This window comes from Bradyrhizobium sp. SZCCHNS3016 (assembly GCF_032484535.1).
Lineage (GTDB): Bacteria > Pseudomonadota > Alphaproteobacteria > Rhizobiales > Xanthobacteraceae > Bradyrhizobium.
The window spans coordinates 77,003-93,746 of record NZ_JAUETE010000003.1 but is presented as its reverse complement, the minus strand read 5'-3'; the positions used below and the strand labels follow the sequence as shown (position 1 = coordinate 93,746).

The window sequence follows — 16,744 nt, the reverse complement described above, 5'->3', positions numbered from 1 at the left end:
CGGCAAACTAACTCGACGGGCATTTCGCGCATACAAAGCATGCGGAGATTGCCCGTCGGGCACATCTGGCCGGTGCTCCGTCCAGACGTGAGGCCGTGAAGATCGACTGACGATTAGCGGACGGACGGAGCAACGGCGGCTTCACCCCGCGCGGCCGGCGGCAATGACGCCTGCCTCAGACTTTCCGACGGCGTCTCGCCATAGATCTTTCGATACTCCCTGGCGAAATGCCCGGGATTGCTGAAGCCGCATCGCAGGGCGATCGACGTCACCGTGTCACCTGCTTTCGCATCGTACAGCATGCGGTGCGCATGTTGGATTCGTGTCAGCTTGATCTTCTCGGCCAAGGAAACGCCGCTCTTCGCGAAGTACTGGTAGACCGTGCGAGGGCTGACGCCGTAGCGAGCCGCGAGCTGCTCGATCGAGATCTTCTGATCCCAGTTCGTCTCAATGTGCTGCAGGATCCTGCGAATGGACTCCGGCATCTGGCTGTCGCGATCGAGATGATCCGTGGTGACGTCGATCGTCGCGCCGACGAGATGGGTTCGCCCGTCGGACGGGCTGTAGACGGAGGTCGCCATGCCACGGACCCAGCGTACCGCACCAGCTTTACCAAGCACCCGGTAGTCGCGCGTGTAGCCGGTTCGCTTCATGATGGCACGACGGATGGCCTGCTCGAGCCCGTTCCGATCCTCCGGATGCACGTGGCACAACATGTCGCGCAGCGACGATGGCGACGCCGGCGGAAAATCTCCCTTGGAATCGTCTGCCTCGACGATCAGGTTGAACGTCGACAGCCCAGCGAGCTTCTCCGCGGCTGCAAGCTGCTCTTCCAGGATCCTGGTCGCCGTGATGTCCTCGACCACGGCGCAGAACCACTTCAGGCGGCCCCTGCCGTCCCTGATCGGATTGACGGTCACGCGTCCCCACACGACGCTTCCGTCCTGTCGGAGGTAGCGCTTGTCGAGCTGATAAGTCGCGACCTCGCCTGCGAGCAGCTTTTCGTGCTGCAGCCGATTGCGCTCCCGGTCCTCGGGATGCGTCAGATCGACAAAGGTCAGCCCACCGGTCTTGAGCTGCTCCAGCGTGTATCCGACGATCCGGCAGCATTCGGCGTTCGCAAACCGGATATGTCCCGTCGCACTGTCGACGATCGAGATGCCGATGCCGAGGCTGTCGAGAAACACCCTCGGCACCGCGATGATTTCGGCAATGTCCTTCCCTGGCATGTCGAAGCCGATAGCATCCAATTTCCATTGAGCCTAGCGGTGAGGATCATCTCGATTTTGATCCAAGGCAATCCCGACGCTGCGACACTTGAGCACCCCCGGCAGAAGTCACGAGGCCATTCCTGCACAATCAGAACAATCGCTGCAGATTGCTGCCTAACCGAATCTTACTGACGACCTGTTAGATTGAATGAAGCTCCGGGATTTTACGGGGATCATCGAATTCAGGAATGATCGCAGTCGGCGCTGTCTCCTGATCACAGCAGCTAACGCGTGATCTCGAGCATCTGGACATCGCTGACGTGATCGTTTGCACAGGAGACCATCATGTTTGGCCGCAAGAACAACGCTGCATCCCTGGCCTCCCTGGCCGTAAACGCGATCACCGCGAAGGTGATGGTCGCTGACGACAAGCTCAACATCGTCTACATGAACGAGGCGGTAAGGGCGCTGATGCGTGAGGCGGAGGCCGATCTCAAGACGCAGTTGCCGAACTTCCGCGTCGACGGACTCATCGGCACCAACATCGACGTGTTCCACAAGGACCCGACGCACCAGCGCCGCATGCTGCAGGCCCTCGCCTCCGAGCACCGGGCCACCATCAAGATCGGCAAGTGGACGTTCGATCTGGTCGCACAGCCCTTGAAACACCCGGACGGAACCCGTGCCGGAACGGTCGTCGAGTGGTCCGACGCCAGCGTGAGGCTGCAGAACCTCGACTACAGCGCTCAGGTCGCGGCAATCGGCCGATCACAGGCCGTGATCGAATTCGACCTGGACGGCACCATCGTCACCGCCAACGACAACTTTCTGAATGCGCTGGGCTACAGCCTGCCGGAGATCCAGGGCAAACATCACAGCATGTTCGTTCCGCCGGAGGAGCGCAACGGTGCCGCCTATCGCGAGTTCTGGGCGGCCCTGAACCGCGGCGAATACCAGGCTGCGGAATACAAGCGGATCGGAAAGGGCGGCAAGGAGGTATGGATCCAGGCGTCCTATAATCCGGTGTTCGATCAGAGCGGAAGGCCCTTCAAGGTCGTCAAGTTCGCCACCGACGTGACCGCCCAGAAGCTTCGGAATTCCGATCTCGCCGGACAGATCGCCGCCATCAGCAAATCGCAAGCCGTGATCGAGTTCGAACTGGACGGCACCATCATCAACGCCAACGACAATTTCCTGCAAGCACTCGGCTATACGCTGTCCGAGATCAAGGGCCGCCATCATTCGATGTTCGTCGATCCGTCGGAGCGTGACAGTACGGCATATAGCAACTTCTGGGCCGCCCTGAACCGCGGAGAATATCAGACCGCAGAATACAAGCGGATCGGCAAAGGCGGTCGCGAGGTCTGGATTCAGGCCTCCTACAATCCAATCCTCGACCTCAACGGCAAGCCGTTCAAGGTCGTGAAATACGCCACCGACGTCACCAGGCAGGTGCTGGTGCGGATGGGCAATGAGCGCGTCCGCGGCATGATGGAGTCCGTCGCCGCGGGTGCCGAGGAGTTGAACGCCTCGGTGCGCGAGATTTCCGAGGCCATGACGAAGTCGCGCGAGACCGCAATGGGGGCGGCTGACCGGGTCGCCTCCGCCGATTCGCAGGCCAAGCGCCTGAGCGAGGCGACACAGGCAATGAGCGGCATCGTCGAACTGATCGGCAACATCACCGGGCAGATCAACCTGCTGGCACTCAATGCCACGATCGAATCGGCGCGCGCCGGCGATGCCGGCCGCGGCTTTGCAGTGGTCGCGTCGGAGGTCAAGAATCTCGCAACGCAGGCCAAGGCCGCCACCGACAAGATCGGCGCGGAGATCGCCGGACTGAACGGGATATCCAGCGAGGTCGTGAATGCGCTGAACGCGATCAAGGTCGAGATCCAGAACGTCAGCGAATACGTCACCTCGACCGCCGCCGCCGTCGAGGAGCAGAGCACGGTCACCGGCGAGATGTCGTCCAGCATGCAGCGCGCAGCCGCAGAGGCGCAGGCGATCGCAGCAGGCCGGGCGTAGAGGCAGCCTGAGCACGGCGCTCCCCTGCTAGGGCCGCGGCGAGGATCAATCCTGCGTCGCGTCCCAGGTCACCGGCAGATTGAGCAGCCCGCGAAACGCCCAGCCGCCGATGCGCACCGGCTCGGTGTCACGCAGGCGCAGGTTCTCGAGCCGCGCGAACAGCGTCGGCAGCGCGATGTCGGCGATCATCGCGCGGGAGGCCCAGGCGCCGGCGCAGAAATGCGGACCGGCGCCGAAGGCGATGCTCTTGGAGACGTCGCGGCGGATGTCGAAGCGATCCGGCTCGGAAAAATGCATCTCGTCGCGGTTGGCCGAGCCGAACATCAGGAACACGCGCTCCTCCGGTTCGAAGGCGACATCGCGAATCGTCCAGGGCTTGGCGATGCGCCGGGGCGACATGCCGATCGGCGAGATCCAGCGGGCATATTCCTCGAATACCTGCAGCCAGCGCACCTCGCCATTGAGGGCCAGCGCGAGCTGCTCGGGATGCGTCAGCAGTGCCCACACCGTGCCGGCGATCGCATCGCGCGGCTCGTTCTGGCCCCCCGAGATGACGAGCTTGATGTTGGCGCGGATGCTCTCCATCGGCATTTGCGTGGCGAGCATCACGCCAAGCAGGCTCTGGTTCGGGGTCTTCTCCAGCACCGGCAGCATGTCGTCGATAGCGGCGTCGATGCCGGCAGTCGCGGCGTTGCAACGCGCCTCGACGGCGGGATCGGCGGTGTAGTTGGCGATGCCGTCGATCATCGCCTGCGACCACGCATTCATGTCCTGAAAGCGCATGTTGGTGAGGCCGGTGATCAGCTTCAGGCACTCGGCCGAGAACGGCAATGCGAAGTCGCGGACGAGGTCCACGTCGGCGGTGGGATCGAGCGCACCGAGCAGCCGGTCGGCGTGGGCCTGGAACTGCGCCAGCCAGTGCACGCGCACCGCGCGCGGCGACACCGCCGGCGCGATCGCCTGGCGCTCGGCCATATGCGCCGCGCCGTCCTTGCGCATCATGTTGTGGCCCATCAGCCGGTTCATCAGGCCCTGCGGCTGATGTGAGCTGAAGACGTCGATCTGCTTCTCGGAGACGAAGATGTCGTCGCGACGGCACAACAGCGTGCTGCCGAGCTGCGGCACGAAGGCGATCGGCGCCTCCTGGCGCATGCGCGCCAGCGCCGGATAGGGATCGGCCCAGAAGGTGGCGGTATCGATATCGAAGCGCGGTGCTGTGCTCACTCTCGGTCTCCGGTCTGACGGCGCAGGCTAGCTGCACGCTCCGGCAACGTCTGTCCCGGCGATGGGTGACAGCAGGCGAGCCCTCCTCGCTCAGTTCAGCGGCCGCGGTGTCGCCATCAGGCGGAGGGCGATCGCAAACAGCTCGTTCTGCGAGGCAATGCCGAGCCTTTCATAGGCGCGCTTGCGATAGGTGAAGACGGAGTTGAGGGCGATGCCAAGATCCCCGGCGATCGCCTCGGAGGTGAAGCCTTCGAGGATGCGACGGCAGACGTCCTTCTCCCGCGCGGTCAGCACCGACAGCGGTCCGCCAGCGGCAAACAACGAAGCAAATTTGTCGGCCGGGTCCATCGTGGCGGCGCGATCCTGGCAATGACGCGCGACGATGGCCCCCACGATCGGGGCGACCGCGGCGATGCGCTGGCGCTCGTGGGGCGCAAAACCGCCTTGCACAGCGGTGCGATAGAAGTTCACGTAGGTGCAGTGCTCGCCGACCCAGATCGCGGTGGCGGCCTTGTCGACGATCTCGGAATCTTCGAAGAACAGCTTGCGGTAGCCCTTCGGGTACATGCGGCGCGCGAAGTTCGGCAGCAGGATGTGGCGCGCGTCCGCGCGCCTGCGGAAGATCGTGTCCCGGTTCGGATCGGCAGTATGGAAATGCTCCGAATAGGCCGCGCCGAGATCAGGCCCGATCGCGATGTTCCCCGTGCTGAGCAGGCAGCGCGCCGAGCGCTGGTTCTCGAAGGTGAACACCATGCAGTGGCCGACATCGGCAACGGTGCGCAGCGTCTCGATCAGGACTTGCGGAAACTCGGGCTGTCCGATCGCGAGCACCATCGCGCCGACGGCGCCGGCCGCGTCGATACCAGGCCCCTGAGCCTCCATGCGTTCCTCCCGGATCTCTTATTTGCCGAAGCCTAGCAGCAACCCGCCTCGGCTGGAAGCGCCGCCCCGCGTCACCAACCACGGGGACAGACACGGGGCCGCTAGTCCGGCTACGCTCGTCGGCCAAAGTCTCGGCCAGTCAACGCGCCGAGCACGCTCAACGGGGAGGAACCACGATGAGAGCCGCGCTCACGGCGATCGGAATTGCTGCAACGATGGCTTTCGGCTCGCCCGCGCGCGCCGACATCAAGGTCGGTATCGTGGTGTCCGCAACCGGGCCCGGCTCGGCGCTCGGGCAGCCGCAGATCAAGGCGGTAGCTGCGCTGCCGAAGGAGATCGGCGGCGAGAAGATCGTCTATATCGCGCTCGACGACGAATCCGACAGCGTGAAGGGATTGCAGAACGCGCGCCGGCTGGTGATCCAGGATGGTGTCGACGTCATCATCGGCTCGTCGCTAACGCCGGTCACCATGCCGATGCTCGACGTCGCGCTCGAAAGCAGGACGCCGCTGCTGTCGCTGGCGGCCTCGACCGCGATCGTGCAGCCGATGGACGACAAGCGCAAATGGGCGTTCAAGGTCGTGCCCAATGACGACATCATGGCCGCGGCGATGCTCAAATACATCGCCAAGAGCGGGGTGAAGACACTCGGCTTCATCGGCGTGTCCGACGGCTATGGCGAAGGCTACTATCAGGAGGTGACGAAGCTGGCGCCGAAGCTCGGGCTCAAGGTGACCACCCACGAGGTCTATGCCCGCGGCGACACCAGCGTCACCGGCCAGGCGCTCAAGGTGATCGCCACCAATCCGGACGCGGTGTTCATCGCCTCGGCCGGCACGCCGGCCGTGCTGCCGCAACAGGCGCTGCGCGAGCGCGGCTATGCGGGGAGGATCTTCCAGACCCACGGCGTCGCGACGCAGGAGTTCATCAAGCTCGGCAAGGAGAATGTCGAGGGTGCGGTGTTCGCCGGCGAGGCCTTTTCGATCGCCGACGATCTCGCCGCTGAGGATCCGTTCCGCCGTGCCAATGACGAATTCGTGTCAGCCTATCAGGCCGCCAATGGCGACAAGCCGAACATCTTCGCCGCACATCTGTGGGACACCGCCACGCTGCTCAAGCGCGCCATCCCCGGCGCGTTGAAGGCGGCCAAGCCGGGCACCGCAGAGTTTCGCGCCGCGCTGCGCGACGAGCTGGAGCGCGGCAAGGACGTCTATCTCAACAACGGCCTCTCCAACATGAGCCCGACCGACCACAACGGCTACGACGAGCGCTCGGCGTTCCTGATCAAGGTCGAGGGCGGGCGGTTCAGGCTGGCGAAGTAGGTGGGTTCATGGCGCGCGTCAGCTGAACGTAGATCAGGAACGAGCTGTCTGCCGCACGGGCAGTGCACTCCCCCCCCTTGCGCGGAGGGGAGCTCACCGTCACCGCGGCGGAAGCTCGACTCCCAAAAGCCCTGGATGTGGACGTCCCCTGCTCTACGCCGACAGGCTCTCCGCCACCGGCGCCTTGCCCAGGATCAGGTCCGCGGCCTTGTCGCCGATCATCAGGGTCGCGGCGTTGAGGTTGGCGGAGATCATGCGCGGCATGATCGAGGCGTCGGCGACGCGCAAGCCGTCGAGGCCATGGACGCGGAGTTGGTCATCGACCGTGGCCCAGGTCGAGTCCGCCGGGCCCATGCGGCAGGAGCAGCCGGGGTGGAACGTGGTGGTGGCGCGCTGCGTCGCCGCGGCCAGGAGCTCGTCGTCGCTCTGGACTTTCGGACCCGGGAAATCCTCGTACGCGTAGTACGGCGCGAGCGGCGCGGAGGCGAGCAGCCGCCGCGCCAGCTTCATGCCGGCGACGACGACGCGGCGATCGAGATCGGCGGTGAGATAGTTGGTCTGGATCAGCGGCGGCGCGAATGGATCGGCCGAGCGCAGCCGCACATAGCCGCGGCTCTCCGGGCGCTGCTGCCACGACGCGACCGTCATGCCGGGCTCGTCCTCGAGCTGGCCCTGCACGCCCTCCTTGTAGCTCGCCGGCGTGAAGGTGAGCTGCAGATCGGAGCTTTCGGCGGTCTCGCCGGAATGCCAGAAGCAGTAGACCATGGTCGGCGACAGCGACAGGATGCCGCGCCGCGTCACCGCCCATTTCAGCGCCTCGCCCCACAGATTGAGGCCGCGCGCGAGCTCGTTGACGGTCTTGATGTTCTTGACGCGCGCCACCGTGCGCGGCGCGTAGTGGTCCTGCAGGCCCTCGCCGACGCTTCGCAGTGCATGACGCACCTCGATGCCGTGCTCCTGCAGCAGCTCGGGCGCGCCGATGCCGGACAGCTGCAGCAGCTGCGGCGAGTTATAGGCGCCGCCGGACAGGATCACCTCCTTGCGCGCGCGCACCTCGACCGGCACGCCGCCGCGCCCGCCGCGGTGATAGCGCACGCCGACCGCGCGTTTGCCTTCCAGCACAACGCCGGTGGCATGGGCGTGGGTGCGCACCTCGACGTTCGGCCGCTTGCTGGCCGGACGCAGGAACGCGGTCGCCGACGACACGCGGCGGCCGTTCTGGATGGTGCGCTGAACGTAGGACACGCCCTCCTGGATCGCGCCGTTGTAGTCCGGGTTGCGCGGGATGCCGAGCGAGACCGCGCCATCCATGAAGGCCTCGCACAGCGTGTCCTTCCACTCCATGGTGGTCACGATGAGGCTGCCGTCGCGGCCGCGATACCGATCCTCGCCGGCGCCGATGCGCTTCTCCATGCGCTTGAAGTGCGGCAGCACGTCGGAATAGCTCCAGCCGCGATTGCCCATCTGCGCCCAGGTATCGAAATCCTGGCGCTGGCCGCGATTGTAGACATGGCCATTGATCGAGGAGGAGCCGCCGAGCGTCTTGCCGCGCGGCGCGTAGATGCTGCGCCCAGCGGTGTAGGGTCCCGGCTCCTGCTGATAGCCCCAGTTGATGCTCTTCATGTAGAAGGTCTTGATGAAGCCGGCCGGCAGATGGATGTAGGGGTGCCAGTCGCGTGGCCCCGCCTCCAGCACGCACACCGTGACCTGGGGGTCCTCGCTGAGGCGGCTCGCCAGCACGCAGCCGGCAGAGCCGGCGCCCACGATCACATAGTCGAAGGTATCCATCTGGTCGTTCGTCCCGGTCTCGTCATCGTCCGCCGCGCCAGGCGGCAAGCGGCCATAGCGCGATCAGCGCGGCTTGTCATTCAATTGGTAGTCGAGATGCGCCTTCACGGTCGGCCATTCGGCCGCGGTGATGCTGTAGACGACGGTATCCCGCAGCGTGCCGTTCGGCGCGATCTGGTGGCTGCGCAAAATGCCGTCCTGCTTGGCGCCGAGCCGCTCGATGGCGCGCCGGCTCTGGTGGTTGAAGAAATGCGTTCGGAACTCGACCGCGATGCAGTTCATCGCCTCGAAGGCGTGCGCCAGCAGCAGCCGCTTGCACTGGGTGTTGAGCGCGCTGCGCTGCACCCGCTTCGCATACCAGGTCGAGCCGATCTCCACCCGGCGGTTGGCGGCATCGACGTTCATGTAGGTGGTCATGCCGGCGACGCGGCCGTCGGGGTCGAGCACCGTGAACGGCTGCATGCTGCCGGCCGCGAGCAGGCCGAGCCGGCGCTCGATCTCCTTGGCCATGGTCTCGGGTTTCGGAACTGCGGTGTACCACAGCTTCCACAATTCGCCGTCGCTGACCGCCGCGACCAGCGCGTCGTGATGGTCTGATGACAGCGGCACGAGGCTGGCGTGCGCGCCGCGGAGGGTGACTGGTTCGAGAAAGGGCATCAGCAGTGTCCGCCATTGCGAGGATCGCAAGCGACGAAGCAATCCAGGGCCGCACATGCCGCCGTGGATGGCTTCGCTGACGCTCGCGATGACGGAACTATCACGTGGAGCGTCACTTGTTCAGAAAATTCAGCGGCAGGCCCGGCCGCGGCCAGTCCATCGCCACCAGCTCACCCCTGCCCGACAGCGTGATGTAGGCCGTCTTCAGCTCGGGACCGCCGAAGGCAATGTTGGTCGTCACGCGGTCACCGGTCGGCACCTGCTCGACCAGCGTGCCGTCGGGCGCGATCACGCTGATGCAGCCGGTCACCAGCGTGGCGACGCAGACATTGCCGTTCGCCTCGACCGTGAGCGAATCGAACATCTGGTAGCCGCCGAGGCCCGCGATCGGCCGGCCGCGCTCGCCGCGATAGATCACCTCGCGCGGCTTCACCGTGCCGGGCTCGGCGAGATCGTAGGCCCAGAGACGCGCAGTCGGCGTCTCCGCGATGTAGACGGTCTTCTCATCCGGCGACAGCCCGATGCCATTGGCCGGCAGGATGCCGTGGACGGCCTCGACGATCTCGCTCATGCCGGGCTTGAGGTAGTAGAACGCGCCGACATCCATGTCGCGAGCGCGGCGCTTGCCGAGATCGGAGAACCACAGGCCGCCATGGCGGTCGAATACGAGGTCATTCGGCCCGCGCAGCGCATGCTCGCCGCAGCGGCTGACCACGGTCTCGATCTTGCCGCTCTGCAGATCGACGCGCTGGATCGAGCCGCCGAGATAGTCCTCGGGCTGCGGGCCCGGCATGATCATCTTGCCGGTCGGAATCCAGGAGAAGCCGCCATTGTTGCAGATGTAGATCTTGCCGTCGGGCCCGAGGGCCGCGCCGTTCGGCCCGCCCGGAATCTGCGCCACGACCTCCTTGCGGCCGTCGGGAAACACCCGCGTCAGGCGCTTGCCGCGGATCTCGACCAGCACTACCGAGCCGTCGGGCATCACCACGGGCCCTTCCGGAAATTCCAGATCGGTGGCGAGCACGCGCATGTCGGACATCGGACGACCTCCCGCTTTCGTCGCCGCGCTGCGGCGCATTGTTGTTAGGCGTGAGGTTATCGCAAACGTGCCGCTGCTTGCCAAGCAATCGGCGGGGTCCGGCGCCGCAGGGCTGGCCTGCAGCGTCTCGACACAAATCCGGGACGCCTCCGGCGGGGGTCAGCGAATCACCGGAACCCAGATCTCGAACCCGCCATCACCGGTCCTCGGATCGAAGCGCTGATCGTAGCGTTCGAAGCTCGGTGCGTCGGCGACCGTGCAGCCCGATTGCGGCAGCCAGTGATTCCAGATCGTGTTGACGGTGCGGCGGATGGTCGAGACGTGGCCCGGATGGGCGAACACGGCAAAGGTCGCGGCGGGAATCCGAACCTTGGCGAAGCTGCGCGGCAGGTCGGAGAAGTCGGTCACCGCGACTCCTGCCACGTAGTCGAAATTTCCGGCATCGTCGCCGTTGCAGCAGACACCGTAGGCGACATCTCCGATGCGAGCCGGGATCTCGTGCACCACCTGGTGGAAGCGCTGCCACAGCGCCGGAATACCGGCCCCATTGTCGTGGCTGAAGCGTTCGGAGACGCCCGCCACGAGCAGGGGCTTGGCCGTCACGAAGCGCGGGGCGGCGAGATCGTCGAGCGGGGTCTGGTCCATCATGATCGGCTCCTGAAGCGGCAGGCCATCGAGGCATGGGTTGGCGCGCACCGATTCCGGCGTGACGCCGAACTGGTCGCGGAACGCGCGCGTGAACGCTTCGTGGGAGCCGTAGTCAGCCTCAAGCGCGAGACTGAGAATGTCGGGTGCGCCAGAGGCCAGAGCCCGTGCCGCCTCGCTGAGACGGCGCAGCCTGACATAGCGCATCACCGAGACGCCGGTCGCCGCCGCGAACGCGCGCACGATGTGGAAGCGCGACACGCCGGCGATGGCCGCCACGTCATCCAACGTCAACGGCGCCGACAGATGGCTCTCGATGAACCAGAGCGCCTTCTGGGCCGGGTTGGTGGACACCCCTCTCTCCTATCGAAGCGCCCGATCCTGCGCGCGGAGATCCACGTGCGCTTGATCGTTATTGCGCTGCGGACCGTGCTATTTGCTGGTCGGCTTCGCTGGCGCCGCGTCCTTGGCAGCCGGCGCATCGGCCTTCTTCCTCAGCTCGTCCGCGAGCTTCGCCTGGGACGCCTTCAGCTCGTCGATCAGGCCCTGCTGCGAGATCAGCGCGGCCTTCAGCGCCTGGATCTGGCGATTCGCCGCATCGAGCTTCTGCTGTTGATCGAGCGATTGCTTGGTCATCGTCTTCTGCAGGAAATCGATATTGCTCTGCAGACATGATGTCCGTCGATCCATCGCCTTTTCTGCAGTGCAGATTTCGATGCCCGGAATATCCTGCGCATGTCCGGCAGAACTCACACATATCGCGAGCACGCTCGCGGCAAAGATGATTCGCGCGGCAACGAATTTTCGCATCACAATTTTCTCATTGGCTTGCCCAACACATGATTTTGCGTGGAACTGACGGAGTTTCCTGATTGATACCATACTGAGACCTCAATCGCGCATTGAAGTTCCGGCCGGGACCCGTTTTTAGGGAGATGGACAGAATGGCTACGCGCGAAAAACGGCTGGCGCAATTCGACGGCAGCGGTGAGCCGCCGCCGGGGCAGACGGTCGAGGTGCTGTGCGAAGATCACAGCGGCACCTATCAACTTCCGTTCCCCTGTTTCTACATTGATGGCAAATGGCACAACAAGGAATCCGGCGGCGCGCTCGAAGCCACTGTCATCGGCTGGCGCTTCCCGCGCGCGCGATTTGATGAGCGCAATGGACGCCGTCCGCAGCCGAGCTTCGTTGCCGATCGCGCTTCGTCTTATTGATCACACCGGGCCCTGAGTTCTACTCAGGGCCGGTCTTGCCGAAAATACGGTTTTGAACGCAGATTGAGCATCACGACCGGATAAGCCATCAGCAGCGCGCCGGTGACGACCGCAAGGACAGCCGTTCCAACGTCGAGCACACCGTCACCCCACGCCCGCCGCCACATCGCAATTGCGATCGGAAAGAACAGAATCAGCGCCGTCGCCAGCCCCGGCGAGAATCTGCCTCCACTGCGCAGGAACGGCAGAATGTGGAAGAAGATGGCGTTGATGATCATCAGCGCTGCGTAGGCGAGCGCGGCCGGCGGCCATGTCTCGGCAAGCTCTGCCTGCACCGCGCCGAGCACGACCACCAGCGCGTTCGTCACGTAGAAGTCGCTCCACTCGACCGGCAGCTTCATCACCGCACGCGCCCAATTGCGCCAATCGAACGTGTATTCCTCGAGAATATGCGCGCCATAGGCCGCGAGCGCGAGCCAAGCCAATGTGGTCAAGGTCATGATCGATGCTCCCCTCGCGGGTGATGGACCGGCGCCGGATCGGTCGCAAGGGGCAATGTAGAGCACCAAGGCGCGAGACAGGCAGCGCGCGTGCCGTGTTTCAAAATGCGACGGCGCTGCCTTGCAGTCTTAATCCTTGGAACGCTGCTGGAACGAATCGCGTCCGAATCGGATGCCGCATCTGGTGCGCGACCTGTTCACGCTAGATATCGGACACGTCGGAGACGACCCACCACATCATGAGGAGAAGCATCGCGCCGCATGCCGCAAGCGGATGCCAAAGATTAACGGAGAAGGAGCTCAGGCGCTCAGCTCCACGGCGTGACCGGCGGCACGTTGTCGGTCGCCGGCGGCATCTCGACCGTCTTGAAGTCGGCCGGGCTGACGATCTCCATATATTCCATGTCAGGGGAATAATCGTAGAGGTAGTGCACGATGCCGGGACGCTGGTGCACAACGTCGCCGGCCTTCACCAGGGTCGGCTTGTCCTCGTACATGAAGCGGGCCCAGCCCTTCATCATGATGACGATCTGGAAATCGCAATCATGGCGATGCCAGCCGGTGCCATCCACCGGCGGACAATCCGGATTGGCCTTGACGAGGTGGCAGATCACCTGCCCGCCGGTGGCGTCGGCGATGCCCAGATCGCGATACAGGAAGAAGTCGCGCAACCCACCGCCCGTGTAGGCGGTGTCGTCGGGCTTCACGTGCGAGAACTTGGTCACCACTGCATGCTGGTTCATGACGGCCTCCACCGGTTGATCCCGACATCGGCGACCGTTGCGGCCCATCGATCGGCCACAGCGGCCACCACGTCCGAAAGCGGATTGTGCCATGCGAAAACCACGCCACGCCCCGTCCGCAACGCAAAGATCGACAGGCCAGGACGGCATCGCGAGCCGAACCGATTGCCAACAACTGGATTTTGGCCGACTCCACACGGCAATGGTGACGTGCTGACAGCTCACGCCACGCGCCGAGAAGACGCAGATCCGGCTTCAAATTGAGCAGCACCTGCCCGTGGCATGAGCCGTTCTCGCCGGAGCCGGCGGCTGCAAAGGGCCGCGGGCACGGGCCGCTGACGGCAGGACCCTAGTACTCGACCTCCAGCTCCTCGATCTCCTCTGGCTCGGCCTTGGCGGCCTCGATCCATTGCTGCATCTCCGGCAGCGCCATGATCAGGTCGGCATAGGCCCTGAGCTGCGGCTCGAGCTTCACGTCATAAGTCACGAAGCGCGTCACCACCGGCGCATACATCGCATCCGCCATGCCGCGCCCGCCGAACAGAAATGGGCCGCCGGATCTGTCCAGGCAGTCGCGCCAGATCGCCCAGATGCGATCGATGTCGGCCTGCGCCCGCGTCCAGACCTTGAAGCCCGGAAAGCGCCCCTTGAGATTGACCGGCAGCGACGCCCGCAGGGTCGTGAAGCCAGAATGGATCTCGCCCGAAATCGAGCGGCAATGCGCGCGCTGGATACGGTCGGCTGGCAGCAGGCCCGCCTCCGGAAAGGTCTCGTTGAGATACTCGCCGATCGCCAGCGTATCCCAGATCGTCGCACCATCGTGGCGCAGGCACGGCACCAGGATCGAGGACGACAGCAGCAGGATCTCGGCGCGCGCCGATGCGTCGTCCGGACCGACCACGACCTCGTCGAAATCGAGCCCGGAAAATCTTGCGAGCAGCCAGCCGCGCAGCGACCACGACGAGTAATTCTTGCTGCTGATGGTCAACGTCGCTTTGGCCATGTCGCCCCTACCCTCTTTCCGCTTTGCCGCTTGTCGTTCGCCCATCGTGCCGCTCGTGCGAGCGGCATCATGCGCGGAGCCGGATACGTCAGAGATTTCAGCGAGCAAGCGACATGCCAGTTTTTCAGGCAAGACTCGGCCACTCTGGCTCCGATATTGCATACAGCAACGCATGTAATGGATCGGACGCGATGGCGCTGCTGTACCAAGCCTATCAGAACCACATGGACCTGACCGAGCCGTGGCGCCAGAGCGCGGCAGCCGCCATGCGCTATCTCAACCTGATCCCATCAGGGCTATCCAGCCGCGCCATGCGGCGTCTGTCCGCCGCGCTCGAGCTGATCTCCCGCGCGGCCTTGACCTACGCTCGCCCGGCGTATGGCATCGACAGCGTGACGGTCGGCAACCGCGAGCTCGCCGTCACCGAAGAGGTCACGTTCAAGACGCCGTTCGGCTCGCTCCTGCACTTCAAGAAGGACGCTGCGCCGGATCAGCCCAAGGTGCTGCTGGTCGCACCGATGTCCGGCCATTTTGCCACGCTGCTGCGGGGCACCGTGAAGACGCTGCTGCAGGACCACGACGTCTACATCACCGACTGGCACAATCCGCGCGACATCCCGCGCGATCATGGCCGCTTCGGGCTGGAAGACTACACCGATCATCTCATCACCTTCCTCGGCCAGCTCGGGCCGCGCCCACACATGGTGGCGATCTGCCAACCGTCGGTCTCCGCGCTCGCGGCCACCGCCGTGATGTGCGACGACAACCATCCGTCGCGCCCCGCCACCTTGACCTTGATGGCCGGACCGATCGACACGCGGATCCAGCCGACCAAGGTCAACGAGTTCGCCAAGAGCAAGCCGATCGACTGGTTCGAGGACAACCTGATCCACTACGTGCCCTTCCAGTGCAGGGGCGCGTTCCGCAAGGTCTATCCCGGCTTCGTGCAGCTCACGGCCTTCGTATCGATGAATCTCGAGCGCCATGTGAAACAGCACATGGATCTCGCCAATCATCTCGCCAAGGGTGAGGTCGAGAAGGCGGAGACCATCAAGACGTTCTACGACGAGTATTTCGCGGTCATGGACCTTCCCGCCGAGTTCTACATCGAAACCGTGCGCGACGTGTTCCAGGAGCATCTGCTGCCGCAGGGCAAGCTGATACATCGCGGCCGTCCCGTCGACCCGAAAGCGGTCCGGCGTATCGGCCTGATGACGGTGGAAGGCGAGCGCGACGACATCTGCTCGATCGGACAGACGCTCTCGGCGCAGGACATCTGCACCAATGTGCGTGCCTATCGGCGCGTCCATCACATGCAGGCCGGCGTCGGCCATTACGGCGTGTTCAGTGGCAAGAAGTGGAATAACGAGATCTATCCGCTGCTGCGGGATTTCGTGCACGTCAATTCGTGAAGCGGCCGCGCTGCACGCGTTGCAGCGTGGCCGACGGCGCCTCCCCGAACTTGTTGCGATAGGCCCCCGCCATCCGCCCGAGATGGGTGAAGCCAAGGTCGAAGGCGATGTCGATGATCCGCGCCTCCGGTGGAGCCGCCATCAATTGCGCATTGAGCCGCGCCAGGCGGATGTCGAGCAGCATGTCGGAGATCGACATCCCGAAATGGCGGCGAAAGCCGCCCTGCAGCGCCCGGATCCCCACGCCTGACGACGCCGCAAGTTCCGCCAGATCGAGCGGTTCGGCTGCGTGCGCGGCCAGAAGATCACGCGCCCGGCGGACGGCCTGCGGCAACGTCTCGACCCGGCCGGAATGCAGCCTGATCGCCTCCGCCAGGCCATTGCCGGGCTGCTCGAACAGAATGTCCAGCAGCGTCTCGCGCCAATTGGCTGCCGCAACCGGTGGCAGGCCGCGCCCACCGCCGAGACGCTCGGCGAGGTCCGCGAGCCCGAGCATGTGAGCCCGGAGCCGCGAGCCAGGACATCCCGACAACGCGATTGCGGGATCGAATTCGATCGGTTGCACCGCGCGCCCGGACAGCGCTGCTGCGCGCTGTTCCACGAGACGGCGGTCGAGCAACAGGATCAACTGAGCGCAAGCGTCCCAGACCATCCGCGTGGGCAATGTCGGCGACAGCAGTGATGCCGCATGGTCTGGCGCCGTCGCGACCTCGCCGGCCCCGGCAAAGACCCGCGCGGTCCCCGCCAGCGGGAGCTGCAGCAGAAAGAAGCGGTCGAGACAGCCCGGATCGATGGTTACCGCACCGCCATAGGCGACGTAGTTGATGGAAAAGCCATCGAATGCCGCGCAATTATGCAGAGCGAGGAAATCGCGCGCAGTATCCGCCTCCGGTTGCAGCCCATGCGGACAGAAGATGCGGCCTATTTGTTCAGCCGCCTCATCGACATCGTGCGTTGCAACACGGCCATAGGCTGTAAGCCGCGGCACAGCCGGAGACTTCCAACTACGATCAGCGGCTGCACCTGCAGTCATGGCCTACGTCGTCCGTCGAGATCGTTTGAAACCTATAATAATT

General features: G+C 64.6%; 16 protein-coding genes. 4 read left to right on the top strand and 12 right to left on the bottom strand.

The genetic code is table 11. From position 1 onward, the window contains the following. Positions 1–113: 113 nt before the first annotated feature. Positions 114–1,229 (bottom strand): PAS domain S-box protein, encoded by a 1,116-nt coding sequence (locus QW881_RS07900; protein ID WP_315755306.1) that lies wholly within the window; start codon positions 1,227–1,229, stop codon positions 114–116. Positions 1,230–1,556: 327 nt separating this feature from the next. Between QW881_RS07900 and QW881_RS07895 the strand changes: the two genes are divergently transcribed. Beyond that, positions 1,557–3,236, top strand: a complete 1,680-nt coding sequence (locus tag QW881_RS07895) for a PAS domain-containing methyl-accepting chemotaxis protein (protein WP_315755305.1) — start codon at positions 1,557–1,559, stop codon at positions 3,234–3,236. Positions 3,237–3,281: 45 nt separating this feature from the next. Here the strand turns inward: QW881_RS07895 and QW881_RS07890 are convergent, their stop codons facing one another. Both QW881_RS07890 and QW881_RS07885 read right to left on the bottom strand, forming a co-directional pair. After that, positions 3,282–4,460: a cytochrome P450 gene (locus QW881_RS07890; protein WP_315755304.1), complete on the bottom strand. Its 1,179-nt coding sequence runs from the start codon at positions 4,458–4,460 to the stop codon at positions 3,282–3,284. Between the two features lie 90 nt (positions 4,461–4,550). Further along, complete coding sequence (locus QW881_RS07885; protein WP_315755303.1) at positions 4,551–5,342, bottom strand: helix-turn-helix transcriptional regulator; 792 nt, start codon at positions 5,340–5,342, stop codon at positions 4,551–4,553. Between the two features lie 176 nt (positions 5,343–5,518). Between QW881_RS07885 and QW881_RS07880 the strand changes: the two genes are divergently transcribed. Further along, the gene (locus tag QW881_RS07880; protein ID WP_315755302.1) at positions 5,519–6,664 is read left to right on the top strand and encodes an ABC transporter substrate-binding protein; all 1,146 of its coding nucleotides are present in this window, start codon (positions 5,519–5,521) and stop codon (positions 6,662–6,664) included. A gap of 153 nt (positions 6,665–6,817) precedes the next feature. On the opposite strand, the gene QW881_RS07875 is transcribed toward QW881_RS07880, so the two are convergent. From QW881_RS07875 to QW881_RS07855, 5 genes are all read right to left on the bottom strand, one after another. After that, positions 6,818–8,452 (bottom strand): GMC family oxidoreductase, encoded by a 1,635-nt coding sequence (locus tag QW881_RS07875; protein WP_315755301.1) that lies wholly within the window; start codon positions 8,450–8,452, stop codon positions 6,818–6,820. A 63-nt stretch (positions 8,453–8,515) separates the two neighbouring features. Beyond that, the gene (locus QW881_RS07870; RefSeq protein WP_315755300.1) at positions 8,516–9,109 is read right to left on the bottom strand and encodes a GNAT family protein; all 594 of its coding nucleotides are present in this window, start codon (positions 9,107–9,109) and stop codon (positions 8,516–8,518) included. Between the two features lie 112 nt (positions 9,110–9,221). Beyond that, a complete protein-coding gene (locus QW881_RS07865; protein WP_315755299.1) occupies positions 9,222–10,148 on the bottom strand; it encodes an SMP-30/gluconolactonase/LRE family protein in 927 nt (308 codons plus the stop codon). Between the two features lie 159 nt (positions 10,149–10,307). Then, positions 10,308–11,147 carry an AraC family transcriptional regulator gene (locus QW881_RS07860; protein WP_315738613.1) on the bottom strand — a complete coding sequence of 280 codons (840 nt, stop codon included), beginning with the start codon at positions 11,145–11,147 and terminating at the stop codon, positions 10,308–10,310. Between the two features lie 78 nt (positions 11,148–11,225). Further along, positions 11,226–11,603: a hypothetical protein gene (locus QW881_RS07855; RefSeq protein ID WP_315738614.1), complete on the bottom strand. Its 378-nt coding sequence runs from the start codon at positions 11,601–11,603 to the stop codon at positions 11,226–11,228. 134 nt (positions 11,604–11,737) lie between these two features. On the opposite strand from QW881_RS07855, the gene QW881_RS07850 reads away from it, so the two are divergent. Beyond that, positions 11,738–12,010 (top strand): hypothetical protein, encoded by a 273-nt coding sequence (locus tag QW881_RS07850; RefSeq protein WP_315718054.1) that lies wholly within the window; start codon positions 11,738–11,740, stop codon positions 12,008–12,010. Positions 12,011–12,033: 23 nt separating this feature from the next. On the opposite strand, the gene QW881_RS07845 is transcribed toward QW881_RS07850, so the two are convergent. From QW881_RS07845 to QW881_RS07835, 3 genes are all read right to left on the bottom strand, one after another. After that, positions 12,034–12,510 (bottom strand): HXXEE domain-containing protein, encoded by a 477-nt coding sequence (locus QW881_RS07845; protein WP_315738615.1) that lies wholly within the window; start codon positions 12,508–12,510, stop codon positions 12,034–12,036. A 308-nt stretch (positions 12,511–12,818) separates the two neighbouring features. Then, a complete protein-coding gene (locus tag QW881_RS07840; RefSeq protein ID WP_315755298.1) occupies positions 12,819–13,253 on the bottom strand; it encodes a cupin domain-containing protein in 435 nt (144 codons plus the stop codon). A 349-nt stretch (positions 13,254–13,602) separates the two neighbouring features. Beyond that, complete coding sequence (locus tag QW881_RS07835; RefSeq protein WP_315755297.1) at positions 13,603–14,256, bottom strand: glutathione S-transferase family protein; 654 nt, start codon at positions 14,254–14,256, stop codon at positions 13,603–13,605. A 191-nt stretch (positions 14,257–14,447) separates the two neighbouring features. On the opposite strand from QW881_RS07835, the gene QW881_RS07830 reads away from it, so the two are divergent. After that, positions 14,448–15,668, top strand: a complete 1,221-nt coding sequence (locus QW881_RS07830) for a polyhydroxyalkanoate depolymerase (protein WP_315755296.1) — start codon at positions 14,448–14,450, stop codon at positions 15,666–15,668. Here the strand turns inward: QW881_RS07830 and QW881_RS07825 are convergent. After that, entirely contained in the window at positions 15,658–16,701 is a 1,044-nt protein-coding gene (locus QW881_RS07825; protein WP_315755295.1) for an AraC family transcriptional regulator, read from the bottom strand. The two genes, QW881_RS07830 and QW881_RS07825, sit on opposite strands and share 11 nt — an antisense overlap. Between the last annotated feature and the right edge of the window lie 43 nt (positions 16,702–16,744).